The organism is Flagellimonas algicola (assembly GCF_005937185.1).
Lineage (GTDB): Bacteria > Bacteroidota > Bacteroidia > Flavobacteriales > Flavobacteriaceae > Flagellimonas > Flagellimonas algicola.
The window spans coordinates 1121058-1134302 of sequence record NZ_VCNI01000002.1 but is presented as its reverse complement, the minus strand read 5'-3'; the positions used below and the strand labels follow the sequence as shown (position 1 = coordinate 1134302).

General features: G+C 41.9%; 13 protein-coding genes. 7 read left to right on the top strand and 6 right to left on the bottom strand.

Annotated features, from left to right (window positions below):
• Positions 1–45: 45 nt before the first annotated feature.
• Positions 46–969, bottom strand: coding sequence for a nicotinic acid mononucleotide adenyltransferase (locus FGG15_RS13965; RefSeq protein ID WP_138837266.1), 924 nt, complete (start codon positions 967–969; stop codon positions 46–48).
• A 122-nt stretch (positions 970–1091) separates the two neighbouring features.
• On the opposite strand from FGG15_RS13965, the gene FGG15_RS13960 reads away from it, so the two are divergent.
• The gene (locus FGG15_RS13960) at positions 1092–2093 is read left to right on the top strand and encodes an NAD(P)H-dependent glycerol-3-phosphate dehydrogenase (protein ID WP_138837264.1); all 1002 of its coding nucleotides are present in this window, start codon (positions 1092–1094) and stop codon (positions 2091–2093) included.
• Here the strand turns inward: FGG15_RS13960 and FGG15_RS13955 are convergent.
• Positions 2090–2842, bottom strand: coding sequence for a LytR/AlgR family response regulator transcription factor (locus tag FGG15_RS13955; RefSeq protein WP_138837262.1), 753 nt, complete (start codon positions 2840–2842; stop codon positions 2090–2092). The genes FGG15_RS13960 and FGG15_RS13955 overlap by 4 nt on opposite strands.
• 123 nt (positions 2843–2965) lie before the next feature.
• On the opposite strand from FGG15_RS13955, the gene FGG15_RS13950 reads away from it, so the two are divergent.
• Positions 2966–4297 (top strand): alpha/beta fold hydrolase, encoded by a 1332-nt coding sequence (locus FGG15_RS13950; RefSeq protein WP_138837260.1) that lies wholly within the window; start codon positions 2966–2968, stop codon positions 4295–4297.
• Positions 4298–4299: 2 nt separating this feature from the next.
• Here the strand turns inward: FGG15_RS13950 and FGG15_RS13945 are convergent, their stop codons facing one another.
• The 4 genes from FGG15_RS13945 to FGG15_RS13930 all read right to left on the bottom strand — a co-directional run bounded on the left by FGG15_RS13945 (position 4300) and on the right by FGG15_RS13930 (position 9182).
• Positions 4300–5859 (bottom strand): alanine/glycine:cation symporter family protein, encoded by a 1560-nt coding sequence (locus FGG15_RS13945; protein ID WP_138837258.1) that lies wholly within the window; start codon positions 5857–5859, stop codon positions 4300–4302.
• 122 nt (positions 5860–5981) lie between these two features.
• Entirely contained in the window at positions 5982–7067 is a 1086-nt protein-coding gene (locus FGG15_RS13940) for a hypothetical protein (RefSeq protein WP_138837256.1), read from the bottom strand.
• A gap of 75 nt (positions 7068–7142) precedes the next feature.
• Complete coding sequence (locus FGG15_RS13935; protein ID WP_138837254.1) at positions 7143–8810, bottom strand: glycerol-3-phosphate dehydrogenase/oxidase; 1668 nt, start codon at positions 8808–8810, stop codon at positions 7143–7145.
• A 15-nt stretch (positions 8811–8825) separates the two neighbouring features.
• Positions 8826–9182: a hypothetical protein gene (locus FGG15_RS13930; RefSeq protein ID WP_138837252.1), complete on the bottom strand. Its 357-nt coding sequence runs from the start codon at positions 9180–9182 to the stop codon at positions 8826–8828.
• Between the two features lie 64 nt (positions 9183–9246).
• On the opposite strand from FGG15_RS13930, the gene FGG15_RS13925 reads away from it, so the two are divergent.
• From FGG15_RS13925 to amaB, 5 genes are all read left to right on the top strand, one after another.
• Positions 9247–9789, top strand: a complete 543-nt coding sequence (locus FGG15_RS13925) for a CvpA family protein (RefSeq protein ID WP_138837250.1) — start codon at positions 9247–9249, stop codon at positions 9787–9789.
• A gap of 187 nt (positions 9790–9976) precedes the next feature.
• Positions 9977–10495 (top strand): CAP domain-containing protein, encoded by a 519-nt coding sequence (locus tag FGG15_RS13920; protein ID WP_161991973.1) that lies wholly within the window; start codon positions 9977–9979, stop codon positions 10493–10495.
• Positions 10496–10604: 109 nt separating this feature from the next.
• Entirely contained in the window at positions 10605–11144 is a 540-nt protein-coding gene (locus FGG15_RS13915) for a 3-hydroxyanthranilate 3,4-dioxygenase (protein WP_138837246.1), read from the top strand.
• Between the two features lie 2 nt (positions 11145–11146).
• Positions 11147–11518, top strand: a complete 372-nt coding sequence (locus tag FGG15_RS13910) for a DUF1304 domain-containing protein (RefSeq protein ID WP_138837244.1) — start codon at positions 11147–11149, stop codon at positions 11516–11518.
• Positions 11519–11592: 74 nt separating this feature from the next.
• Positions 11593–13146 carry an L-piperidine-6-carboxylate dehydrogenase gene (gene amaB, locus FGG15_RS13905; RefSeq protein ID WP_138837242.1) on the top strand — a complete coding sequence of 518 codons (1554 nt, stop codon included), beginning with the start codon at positions 11593–11595 and terminating at the stop codon, positions 13144–13146.
• Positions 13147–13245: the final 99 nt, after the last annotated feature.

The following is a 13245-nucleotide window of genomic DNA, read 5'->3' as shown; positions in this document are numbered from 1 at the left end:
CCAACCAAAAAACTTGTCTAAATAGTCGAACACTATATTTTCTCCTTACATTTTTCTTTGTCTAGTAACGTTCATTAAGGAAGTTTTAACTTTTGAACGCTTTTTTCCCACTTTGTCTCCAGACTTCAAAAACTCGATATATCCTCTACCTTGAAACTCATAAACCGTTTCGCTGTCCACATGGTACAACTCTATGGTACTATCATCTATAACGTATAGCTCAAAATAGTCATTGCCCAAGAAGTCATAATCCAGTGTTAAAGTTTTGAGAGTGGGATCGTTTGCCACATCAAATATTTCATAATCCCCTTCAAAATCCCATTGCAAATTTGGTATGGCGGTTCCCGAACCATCCACAGAGGATCTAAAAAAGTCTCCATCTGTTCCAGATAAAAACTGAAGGAAATTCTCGTCATCAAATTCATTAATGGCTCCAACTTCACTCGTATAAGTCTTTTCCCAGGCATTATATTCCTGTAAAAAGTAATGAAGGTTGTCATAGAATATTTGATCATAATCAAAACTGTTCCGCTGATACCCTCTAATGATGTATGAAGTATCCGAACGGGAATCGTACAATTCCAAGGTGTTGTTATTGACGGCAAAAACATCCAACACCCAAATTCCATCTATATCATGGTCAATTTCAACAGCACCAAACAAGGTTCCGTAATTACCAACGTCAATTCCCAATCCATTTCCAGTTTTTCCTATACCTACTAGGTTGTTGTTGGCCCTAATCGTTCCATAATCAAAGGATATGGTAAAGGCCCTTTGTAAAAACGGAACTTCCCCGCTTCCTTTGGTTGCATTTATATCCACATACCATAAATCATAGGATTCCAGAACCAAGGCGGTATTGACTGGTGATTCCTCGATAAAGTCATCTTCAAAGACAACATCGGTATAACAAGAGCTGGCCAAAAGACCTATAATTAAGCTTCCTAAAAGTAGTTTTCCCATTTTCATAATCTGGACGTTTTGATTCAATTGGTATAAACCAAGCACCATGCCAAAACCATAAACTTTTGATAATCAGGTATTAATAGGTGGTTGAATATATTTTTTAGCTTTGCTTCCAAATTAGATGGATGGACAAAAAACTTCGTTTTGGAGTCATTGGAGGTGGTAGTTGGGGAACTGCCATAGTAAAAATGTTGATAGAAACCCAAGATCAGGTGGCTTGGTATATGCGCAGTGAATCAGCTATTGATCATATTCTAAATGAAAAGCATAATCCCAACTATCTGAGTTCTGTGGAGTTTGATGTTTCCAAGCTTCAACTAAGCAACAATATGAACACTGTGGTTAACGGCTCCGATGTGCTCATTTTTGCCATCCCGTCTGCATTTTTAGAAGGTGAACTCAAAAAACTGTTTGCTTCTTTGGAAGGCAAAATCATTTTTTCCGCAATAAAAGGTATCGTACCTGAAAGCGGATTGATCGTTGGAGAGCATTTTCATGATGTCTATCAAATTCCATTCAAAAATATTGGGGTAATCACCGGGCCATGCCATGCTGAGGAAGTTGCGCTAGAACGTCTTTCTTACCTTACCATTGCCTGTGCGGATGAGCAAAAAGCCCACTGGGTGGCCAATGCCCTTCAAAGCCATTACATCCGCACCAAAATTTCAGATGATATCATTGGCACCGAGTACGCCGCCATGCTGAAGAATATTTATGCCATTGCTGCCGGAATTGCCCACGGACTTGGCTATGGCGATAACTTTCAAAGCGTTCTGATGAGCAATGCCATCAGGGAGATGAAACGGTTTATAGACAAAGTCTATAAAATGAAACGGAACATCAACAATTCGGCCTACCTGGGCGACTTGCTGGTCACAGGATATTCCACCTTTAGCCGAAACAGAATGTTTGGGAACATGATCGGGAAGGGATATACCGTAAAAAGTGCTATGATGGAGATGAACATGGTAGCAGAAGGTTACTATGCCACCAAGAGTGCACACCTTATGAATCAAAACAGGATCAAAAAAACCAAAACCCCAATCATCAATGCAGTTTTCCAAGTGCTGTATGAAAAGAAAAATCCGAAAAAAGTCTTCAAAAAATTGACGGATAAGCTAAACTAGTTCGACAAAACATCGTCGGCAATACTTTTGCCTCTGGGTATGGAGTTATCCTGAATATCGATGGTCAAGGCATCATAGGATTTAATATGTTCCTTGTTTACAATAAAGGACTTGTGCACCCGCCTAAAATTTGCGGGGAGTTGTTCCAATGTTCTTTTAATACTGCCATAGCTTGTTATCTTGGATTTGTCCTCCAGATGATACGTGACATAGTTTCCCAATCCCTCCACAAAGAGAATACTATCCACGGGAACCCGATGTGTTTTTCTATTGGAACGTATTTCCAAAATCTCACTTTCCAAACTTTTGTTCTTTTCCTGCTCCAACGCCCACAGTTGAAACAGTTTTGCGCCAAGTACAAATAGTACGGTAGTATTGATCAATACAATGGCGCGTACCAACATCATTACGCTAAAAAGTCCAGCAGAGGAATCGTTCAACAACAGTTCCTCGTAAAAAAGATGGATAAATACCCTTTGCAACACCCCTCCCAGCAGCAGCGTCAAACCATAGCCAAGAAAAAACTCCCTGTATCTTCTTTGGAGCAAAAATTGAGGCAATAAATAATACAGGGTTACATAAACTGCCAAAATTCGGATGGGCAACAACACAAACTCCAAATAAAAGGAGGCTAAATAGCCTTCTTCACTCACCCATATCAATCCAAACAACAAATAGTACAGCACCCAAAATACACAATGAGTGGCAATCCTTGATCCAAATAGATAAAAGTTGGTATTCGGTTTCATGAACAAGCTTTTCCTATGTCATTACCCAAGTGGCTTACGTATAAAAAACAAGGCCGTAGGCATAAATTGTCCCTTGTCTAAAATTAGGCAATCTACTTTTAAGGAAATCATAAAACATCAGTCATGAAATACTGTTCCTTATTTATCGCTTTACTATTGTTATCCATATCCAGTTCCATCCAAGCACAGCAACTGGGCAGAAGAAGCTCTTGGGAAGCTAAAATTCAAGCCCCACAAGCGGGTCAGCCAGGAGCTAAAATCCTAGAAATTGAAGACAACAGCCCGTTGGCCAAAGCGGGATTCTCGGTCAATGATATTATTATTGAAGTCAATGGAATTGCTTCCAACTCCGACGAAAAGTGGACAGAGATATCCTATGATCTTAGAGCCAACACGCCAACACAGATTAAGGCGGTTAGAAATCAGAAATTGATTGAAAAAGAGGTGACTTTCAATCCCTTGGAACAGGAAATCCATAAAAATTTAGACACCTATTATGAAGAGGTGACCAGTAACCACGGTATCACCCAACGCATCATTATCACCAAGCCTAAAAAATCAGGAAAACAACCTGCCGTAGTGCTTATTGGGGGTCTAAGTTGCTCCAGTATTGAAACCTATCCGGGACGCAAGGGTAATTGGGTGCAGACTATTAAAGATTTGGTAGAAAAATCGGGAATGGTGGTCATGCGCATTGAAAAGCCTGGGGTGGGAGATAGCGAAGGAGATTGTAGTGAATCCGATTTTGAAACCGATCTAGCCGGATACCGGGCTGCCATAGAGAATTTCAAGACTAAGCCTTATGTTGACTCGTCCAAAATTGTGGTATATGGCTCCAGCATGGGTAGTGCGTTAGCTCCGCTATTGGCCAATGAGTTTGATTTGGCAGGCGTAATTTCTGATGGAACTTTTTTTAGAACCTGGTTTGAACATATGCTGGCCATTGAACGCCGTATTCTTCAATTTAAGGGGAATTCCGAATCCGAAATCGTTGAAAAAATGAACAAATACTATTTCCCGCTCTATTATGGTATGCTGATTCAAAAGAAGACCTATCAGGAAGTGGTGGATGAGCAACCTGCACTTGCCAATTACAACTACCATTCAGCCGCCCATATGTATGGCCGTCCCGTTTCCTATTACCAACAGCTACAAGATTTTAATCTCGCTGGACAATGGGAAAAAGTCAAAGTTCCGGTTAGGATTTTACGCGGTACTAACGACTGGATCATGTCTTCATTTGACAACCAAATGATCATCAATGTCCTAAAACGGAATGGACATAAAGACCATATTTTACATGAGTATCCCGGATTGGATCATTGGAACACCATTCACGAGAACCCCAAAAACTCTTTTGAAGGAAAGCATGGGAAATGGGACGAGGGAACCATCAACCTTATTGTTAATTGGGCTCGAGAAATAGTGGGTCTAGCTCCTACGGTATCTCCATAACTCTAAGATTTTGAAGTCCCAACTTTAATGGCATGTAAGTACTTCCCGAGTTCCTTTTTGGCCTTTGGGAATAAAAAGAGTAATCCGATCATATTTGGGAAAACCATGGCAAGAATCATAGCATCCGAGAATTTAATAACTGCGTCCAAGGTGATGGCCGCCCCAAGAATAGTGAACATTAGGAATAAAACCTTGTAGCTTAGATCTGTCCATTTGCTTCTTCCAAATAGGTATTTCCATGCCTGAAGGCCATAGTAAGACCAGGAAAGAATGGTAGAAAATGCAAAAAGAATCACCGCTATAACCAACACAAATGAAGATCCCTGAATGGCATGTTCAAAAGCTTGGGAGGTAAGATTGATACCCCCAATCCTAGATCCGTCCAGCATCAGAGCTTTGCCGTTGACCACGTCACCATACACAAACATGCCATCCATATTAAAGAGGATGATCACTATCGCCGTCATAGTGCAAATCAAGACCGTATCAATAAAAGGTTCCAGCAGTCCAACCAAACCTTCCGATGCAGCAAAAGGAGTGTTCACAGCAGAATGTGCTATGGCAGATGATCCAGCTCCTGCCTCATTGGAAAAGGCTGCCCTTCGAAAACCCTGAATCATTACCCCAATAAAACCACCTGTTACGGTAGCTTGGGGGGTAAATGCTTCACTAACGATCAAGGATAGTGCATCATCCACTAATGATAGGTTTGAACAAATGATAAACAGTGCTGCCAACACATACAGCAACGCCATAAAAGGGACTACTTTCCCAGTCACATTGGCGATGCGTTTAATACCTCCAATAATCACAATCCCCACAAAAATGGCAAACACTAAACCGATGATGCTCCCTGAAGCCTCGTGTTCAATCTGAAATTGACTAATTATTTGTGCAGCTGCCTGATTGGTTTGAAAGGCATTACCCCCACCCAAGGAGGCTCCCACACACAAAATTGCAAAAATGCCCGCCAAAAGTTTCCCAAATGTTTTGAATCCCTGACCCTTTAGTCCTCTTGACAAATAATACATGGGACCGCCAAACACTTTCCCCTTTTCATTAATATCCCGATATGCTACTCCCAAAGTACATTCCACAAACTTGGTGGACATCCCCAGAAGTCCGGCCAAAATCATCCAAAAAGTAGCACCTGGGCCACCAATGGATATGGCTACGGCCACCATGGAGATATTTCCCAATCCAACAGTACCTGAGACAGCTGTTGCCAAAGCTTGAAAATGATTGACCTCTCCCTGCTCTCCCTCTGATGCTTCCGTTTCGACTTTATCATATTTACCCCGAACCACATTGATAGCCATTGGAAAAAGTCGCACGTTGACCCCCTTAAAGTAGATGGTAAAGAAGAGCGCGCCCACAATGAGGAGAATTAGAACTATTGGGATATTGGCACCGCCGATTGGCACTGTTCCCAGTATAAAACCCTCCCACCATATGGCAAAGGGCATGAAGGAATCATTGATTTGCTGATCCAAGCCTTGGGCAGATGAAAGCTGAGGTAAGAAAGTAAGTAAGTGCAACAAAAAGAAGTGCTTGAATTTCATAGATCCTATTTTCAAATTTTCGGGAAATTGAAAAAAGACGCTTTGAATCGACGTCATTGTCGGAAAAGCTTATGCCGTGTCGGTAAGTCCGTTAACTGACAGTTGTTTTGTAAGTTGTTGATTTACAAGAATATGTTTTCTGATGGAAGGATCATCCGAATCTTTCGGTTCCTGCTTTCCGACATTTCAAACAAGGTGTTTTTTAGGGGGATCAAATGCTGTTCCCGGCTCCAATTCCCCTTGCCAAAAAGTCCATCCAATAGGGCATTCAGCAATCGCTTTATTTGATTGTAATCCCCAATGTCATAGTTTTTTTCTCCTGCAGCGAAGTTTTTTGGTTTAATCTCGAGCCAGGGTTTCTCGCCACTTTTGCATCGCTGGGCAAACTCCAAAAGCAACCAATGCAATTTGGGACTTAGAACAATTTTCCGCTCCTTGGTTCCGGGGAACCCGTTCAGCACCACAGTAGACATCCATTTTCCTGATATGTCCTTCTCCCTGGAAAAAACCAAGCTCAAATGAGCCGATTTGGGAATAATGTTTTCTGCAAGCTCCTTGACCCAACTTAGTGCCAAAGCAAAAAACAGCATAATCAAGCTCGTTTTAAAAATGGCCGAAAAAAGTAACAATATATGCTCAGATTCGGATAGCTTAAAAAATTGGGCCACTAGAATAATCAGAATGCATAGCAGTGAAAGCCAGGACAGCACTTTCAACCGTCTTTTTGCGAAGGATTCCCAAAGTACGCCTCCCAAAAATATCAGGGTGAAAACGGCATAATACACATCAAGTTCTTGGATATAGCCATAATCCCTTCCTACCACCAGTTTGTGAACGGTAAACGCCAAACAAAATAAGAAGGGAACCCCAACAATGTATCTCCAAAAACCTCCCTTGATAACAGGTGCAAGCGGCTTGGGTAGATATCTAAACCACGGTAAGGCCAATAAGATGAACAGACTGTTGAATAAGGAAAAAATGCTTCGTCCACTTTCTAGATATAAGGTATTGTCCAGTGACTTTGCAGTAAAGTAAACTTCCAACAAACCTGAAAAAGCCCAAGCAAGTATCGACAAAGCCAGCCAGACCTGTCCGAAATCATTTTGCTTTTTTCCAATCTGCCACCAAATTGCGATCAACGCAAAAAATGCAAAAAGACAGACGGCAAACTGCCACCAGCCATAGAAAAAATAAAGGTTGGTGTCCATTGGAAATGCAGAAATTTAGTTTAACCAAATATAGGGAATTCCAATAGCTGCTATGTTTGACGTGAAGGACGGGGTCTAAACCCTATCCAAAGAAAAATTGGAATGGGAATCAAGCTCGTGCATCAAAGACTCCTTAAAGGATTGGATTTCCTCTTTGGTATACCCAAACGCCTGTTGGAATTCATCTAAAACAGGTTCCATGAACAATTTAACGCTCTCAATGTCGAAATAAAGTCTGCCTGTTCTTCGGATAAAGAAATCCATGGGGTTCAACACCATTTCATGGGCAATGGAAAACTTGGCTTCGGCACGAATCAATCGTTCATAAACATCTTGCTGTGTGAGGTTGGCATAATGCTCCAAAATCAACTCCGTTTGCTTACCATATGTGGTGACGAGATACCAAGCGTCGTACTCGGACAAACCATCCGCTTGGATACGCTCGTATACTTCTGCAATGTATTTTTTAACCTGCTTGAATTTCTTAAAATCGCTTCCGCAAAGTGGAATGTTCTCCGTTTGGCTGGAGGGAAGTTCCAGCTCATAATCTTCCTGCATTTTTTGGGCAATCCGGTTTACGGTTCGCTCCGCCATCTTGCGATATCCAGTCAATTTACCTCCAGCGATGCTGATCAGTCCGGTATCTGAAGTAAAAATCTCATCCTTTCTGGACAGCTCTGAAGCCGATTTCCCTTCTTCATGGATTAATGGCCTTAGTCCAGCCCATGAAGAAATAATGTCCTCCATTTCCAAATGGATATCTGGGAACATATTATTCACCGCGGAGATAAGATATATGGCGTCTGCCAAATCTGTATGTACATGATCCTTGTCCAAGTTGAAATTGGTATCGGTAGTCCCAACATAAGTCACTTTGCCCCGTGGAATTGCGAACATCATCCGCCCATCCGGCACATCAAAATATACGGATTGTTTTACGGGTAATTTTTCTCTCGGGAATACCAAATGGACTCCCTTGGTCAAATGCAAACGTTTACCCTTTTTGGAATTATTGATGGTACGTAACTCATCTACCCAAGGACCTGCGGCACTCACTACATATTTCGCATTGATTTGATGTTCCAATCCGGATACCTCATCCCTTACTTTGACACCGGACACCTTCTCTTCATCGTAAACAAACCCGGTCACCCTTATGTAGTTTAATGCGTCCGCCCCATACTGAAGACTAGTCTTGATGTTTTCCAAGGTCAAACGAGCATCGTCCGTTCGGTACTCCGCGTAATATCCAGCTCCGTTCAATATTTTTTTAGGTAAAAGAGGCTCCAGTTTCAAGGCCTGCTTTTTCTCCAGCATTTGCCGTTTATCATCTCCGGTAACTTGGGCAAGAATATCATATACCTTAAGTCCAATAGAGGTTAACCATTTCCCGTAAGACCCTCCCTCTATTAGGGGAAGAAGCATCTTTTCCGGCAATACCAAGTGCGGAGCCAACTTGTGCACAATGGCCCTTTCTGAACCCACTTCTTTTACCAACCAAAAATCGAATTGTTTGAGGTATCGGAGACCCCCATGAATCAGCTTGGTGGATTTACTACTGGTTCCGGAAGCGAAATCCCCTTTTTCCAACAAGAGCACTTTTAGCCCTCTGGAAGCTGCGTCCAAAGCAATGCCTCCACCGGTTATTCCACCTCCAATGACCACTAGGTCAAAGTCCGTTTTGGTAGCCTTGTCAATCTTATTTTTCCTTTCAAGGTTGGTAAAGCGTAAGGATGTTGCCATTATTTGGATTTCTAATTATTTAATGTACTCTTTTTCCAGGAAATAGTTTACCAAAGCCTCCTTCATCAAAACGGATTGCTCTCCTGGTTTTAGGGGAGGTAGTTGTTCTTTGACCGTGTAATGGGGCCAACCATCATCATCGTAAAAATCAAAGTCGTAATACCCATAAGGTTCCAACAATCTGCAAATGGCTATATGCATTAAATTGACCTTTTCATCCTTCTTAAAGCTTCTATGGTAGTTTCCCAATTCTTGTACCCCTACCAAATAAACCATTCCGTCTATGTCCAATGGGTCACCATCCGAAAATTGTTCGGACAGCTTTACAACCAATTGATCCCATCGTTCTTTAAGTTCCTCGTCCCTTGCCATATCCCTTTGTTTGACGGTCACCAAAGGTAGTAATCAATATCCTATATTTGTTAAAATCGAAGCAATGAACTTTCTGGATATTGTTATAGGTGTTCTTTTGATATGGGGGCTTTATAAGGGTCTTAAAAATGGGCTTTTTGTAGAAATTGCTTCCCTTGTGGCCCTTATAGCAGGAATTTATGGCGCCATTCATTTTTCGTATCTCACCGCAGACCACTTGTCCGAAAACATGGGTTGGAATGGGCAGTATTTAAAAATCACAGCCTTTCTTATCACTTTTTTTGGCATTGTTCTGTTGATTCACTTTGCTGGTAAGTTCCTGACCAAAATTGCCGATTTTGCTATGCTTGGACTTTTAAACAAGGTAGCTGGCGGTATTTTTGGGATGCTCAAAGTGGCCATAATTATTGGAGCATTGCTCATCTTTTTTGAACGGCTTACGGGTTCTTTCAACTTTATTAATGAGGACACAAAAAAGGAATCCCTCTTTTATCATCCGGTGAAAGAAATAGGTGCTTTGGTATTTTCTTGGGTTTTGGAAGCGGAGCAGCCTCACCCAAATCTTGAGGAAGATCCAACATCTTCAGACCAAAACATCATCATTTAAACGGTAATTTTTATCGACGAAAGGAACTGGAATTCATGCAATTCTGATTGAAAATGGGGCTTTTTGACCTCTTGACGGATAATTTCGTATTCCCATGGAAAATTTATGGCTGAGGGCAGCTTCTCAGCTAGTTTAGCTCTTAGAACATATGGGGTGCCAGAACCACCCCCGAAGCATAGCCCTGAAAATGAAAAGAGTATTTTACACCCTGTGGCTGACCGTAGCCGTTGTAGGCTTGACCATGTGTAGCAAGTCATCCACAATTGAAGAAGAAAAAGCTATTGCTGAATCCTTTCTTCAAAATGAAAAAATGACCGTGGATCCAGAGGAGATGGAATCTGAATTGGTGAATCTGGTGAACGAGCACAGATCATCCATTGGAGCAACAACACTACAAAATAGTCCCTCCTCCTATGTGCATGCCAAAGACCATAACAACTACATGATCTCCAAAAACAAGCTGAGTCACGATAATTTTGACGCCCGAGCCTCCAAGATTGCATCAGAAATAGATGCGGTCAAGGTGAGTGAAAATGTGGCCCGCTATTATTCCACAGCTGAAAAGACATTGGAAGGTTGGTTAAATAGTAGTACCCATAAAACCACTTTAGAAGGAGATTTTACCCATACCACTTTAAGTGTGCAAGTAGATAAAGATGGTAGGCCTTATTTTACCCAAATATTTATGAAGGTAGAGGCGCAATAAAACTTATTTAATCCATAACATATTGTTCGGACCCATGCTATGCATGGGTCTTTTTGTTAAAGCTTATGCTGGCAAAAAGGTTTTTTATACCTTTCAAAAAATCTTGGACATGGCAGCACAAGCTCCTTTCAATTTAAACAAGTGGATAGCAGAAAACAGGGACACTCTTAAACCTCCTGTGGGCAATAGGAATCTGTATAAAGATGCTGGTGACTATATTGTAATGATCGTGGCGGGACCCAATGCCCGTAAAGACTATCATTATAATGAAACGGAAGAATTGTTTTACCAACTGGAAGGCAATATTGAGGTGCACATTCAAGAGGAAGGACAGAAGAAAACAATGAAGTTGGGACCGGGGGATATGTACCTCCATCCGGCCAAAGTACCCCATTCACCTGTGCGGCATGAGGGCTCTATAGGTTTGGTGGTGGAACGCAAACGAAGCCACATGAATGTTGATGATGGCCTTTTGTGGTTCTGCGACAACTGCAACCACAAACTTTACGAGGCTTATTTTACCCTGCATGATATTGAGAAGGATTTTTTATCCCATTTTGAGCACTTTTATGGCTCCGAAGGGCTAAGAACTTGCGATAATTGTGGCACTGTGATGCCTGTTGATGAACGTTTTACTGCAAAAGATTGATCATGCTAATAGTCGCCAAATTACTAATCGTTTTAGTTGCCATATTGCACCTGTATTTTTTGTGGTTGGAAATGTTTGCCTGGACCACCAAGGCCAAAAAGGTGTTCCGTAAATTTCCGGAGGAATTGTTTGAACCCACCAAGACCCTAGCGGCCAATCAGGGGCTATATAATGGCTTTTTGGCGGCAGGACTGATATGGTCCTTACTCATTGAAAATCTGGAATGGCAAGTTTATGTTGCCATGTTCTTTTTGGGCTGCGTTTCGGTTGCAGGAATCTATGGCGCGCTCACCGCTTCCAAAAAGATTTTTACCGTTCAAGCCCTTCCTGCTTTGATTGGATTAGGATTATTGGTAATCCATTTTTTCCTTTAGGAAATCTTCGCTATGTTCATCCGGAATATTCGTAATTTTGCGAAATATAACAATACACCTATAAAAAGTTATAAATGTCAGAAACTGCAGTATCATTTGGAATAGATGAAGCTCTAAAAAAATTGGGCTTAAACCAAATAAACGAAGGTACTTCCACCGGTTCAAACAACTTCGGTTCAGGAGATGCCATTGCTTCTTATTCCCCTGTGGATGGAGCGTTGATCGGAAAGGTAAAGAGCACCACATCCGAAGATTACGAAAAAGTAATGCAAGCCGCCACATCGGCTTTCACGGAATGGAGATCGGTACCTGCTCCCCAAAGAGGTGAGATGGTTCGTCAATTTGGCGAAAAACTTCGCGAGCTTAAAGAACCTCTAGGAAAATTGGTTTCCTATGAAATGGGAAAATCCTACCAAGAAGGTTTGGGGGAAGTTCAGGAAATGATAGATATCTGTGATTTTGCTGTTGGCCTTTCCCGTCAATTGCATGGATTGACGATGCACTCGGAACGACCAGGGCATCGCATGTATGAGCAGTACCACCCACTGGGTGTTGTTGGAATCATTTCGGCCTTTAACTTTCCCGTGGCCGTTTGGGCATGGAACACAGCTTTAGCTTGGGTTTGTGGAGATGTTTGTGTTTGGAAACCTTCCGAGAAAACACCTATGTGCGGGGTGGCTTGTCAAAACATAATTGCCGAAGTTTTAAAAGAAAATAATCTTCCCGAAGGTATTTCTTGTCTCATCAATGGCGATTATAAGGTAGGGGAAATGATGACTACGGATACAAGAGTTCCTCTTGTATCCGCTACAGGTTCCATCCGTATGGGCAAAATAGTGGCACAGGCGGTAGCTGCCAGATTGGGCAAATCCTTATTGGAGCTTGGTGGAAACAACGCTATCATTGTTACACCGGATGCCGATATTAAAATGACGGTGATTGGTGCCGTCTTTGGAGCTGTGGGAACTGCTGGGCAACGCTGTACCTCAACCCGTAGATTGATCATCCACGAATCTATTTACGATCAAGTAAAAGAGGCGGTCACCGATGCCTACAAACAACTTCGTATTGGAAATCCGCTTGATGAAAACAATCATGTAGGACCGCTGATTGATACGGACGCTGTGAATATGTATCAAAAAGCCTTGGAAGAAGCAGAAAAGGAAGGTGGTTCCATTTTGGTTGAGGGTGGTGTTCTAACTGGTGATGGGTATGAGAGCGGCTGCTATGTTAAACCTGCTATTGTGGAAGCTAAAAACAGTTTCCAGATTGTGCAGGAAGAGACTTTTGCCCCTATTCTTTATCTTTTAAAATACTCTGGTAACGTTGAGGATGCCATTGCACAACAAAACGGCGTTGTTCAAGGTTTGTCATCTGCAATTATGACCAACAATCTACGAGAGGCAGAACGATTCTTATCTGCTTCCGGAAGCGATTGCGGAATTGCCAATGTAAACATAGGTACATCCGGAGCTGAGATTGGTGGAGCATTTGGTGGCGAGAAAGAAACTGGAGGTGGTCGTGAAAGTGGTTCTGATGCGTGGAAAGTTTATATGCGTAGGCAAACCAATACCATCAACTACACAACAGAACTTCCGTTGGCGCAGGGTATCAAATTTGATCTTTAAAAATAAAGAAGCCGTTGCTGTACATATGCAGCATCGGCTTTCTTTAAACCAACTTAACTAACTCAAACTTAAATTAAACCCTATTTCAATGCCGGAACT

What these genes read in the sequence shown, in the direction of transcription:
- FGG15_RS13965 (WP_138837266.1), bottom strand. Translation starts at nt 969, where the DNA reads ATGAAAATGGGAAAACTACTTTTAGGAAGCTTAATTATAGGTCTTTTG.
- FGG15_RS13960 (WP_138837264.1), top strand. Translation starts at nt 1,092, where the DNA reads ATGGACAAAAAACTTCGTTTTGGAGTCATTGGAGGTGGTAGTTGGGGA.
- FGG15_RS13955 (WP_138837262.1), bottom strand. Translation starts at nt 2,842, where the DNA reads ATGAAACCGAATACCAACTTTTATCTATTTGGATCAAGGATTGCCACT.
- FGG15_RS13950 (WP_138837260.1), top strand. Translation starts at nt 2,966, where the DNA reads ATGAAATACTGTTCCTTATTTATCGCTTTACTATTGTTATCCATATCC.
- FGG15_RS13945 (WP_138837258.1), bottom strand. Translation starts at nt 5,859, where the DNA reads ATGAAATTCAAGCACTTCTTTTTGTTGCACTTACTTACTTTCTTACCT.
- FGG15_RS13940 (WP_138837256.1), bottom strand. Translation starts at nt 7,067, where the DNA reads ATGGACACCAACCTTTATTTTTTCTATGGCTGGTGGCAGTTTGCCGTC.
- FGG15_RS13935 (WP_138837254.1), bottom strand. Translation starts at nt 8,810, where the DNA reads ATGGCAACATCCTTACGCTTTACCAACCTTGAAAGGAAAAATAAGATT.
- FGG15_RS13930 (WP_138837252.1), bottom strand. Translation starts at nt 9,182, where the DNA reads ATGGCAAGGGACGAGGAACTTAAAGAACGATGGGATCAATTGGTTGTA.
- FGG15_RS13925 (WP_138837250.1), top strand. Translation starts at nt 9,247, where the DNA reads ATGAACTTTCTGGATATTGTTATAGGTGTTCTTTTGATATGGGGGCTT.
- FGG15_RS13920 (WP_161991973.1), top strand. Translation starts at nt 9,977, where the DNA reads ATGAAAAGAGTATTTTACACCCTGTGGCTGACCGTAGCCGTTGTAGGC.
- FGG15_RS13915 (WP_138837246.1), top strand. Translation starts at nt 10,605, where the DNA reads ATGGCAGCACAAGCTCCTTTCAATTTAAACAAGTGGATAGCAGAAAAC.
- FGG15_RS13910 (WP_138837244.1), top strand. Translation starts at nt 11,147, where the DNA reads ATGCTAATAGTCGCCAAATTACTAATCGTTTTAGTTGCCATATTGCAC.
- amaB (WP_138837242.1), top strand. Translation starts at nt 11,593, where the DNA reads ATGTCAGAAACTGCAGTATCATTTGGAATAGATGAAGCTCTAAAAAAA.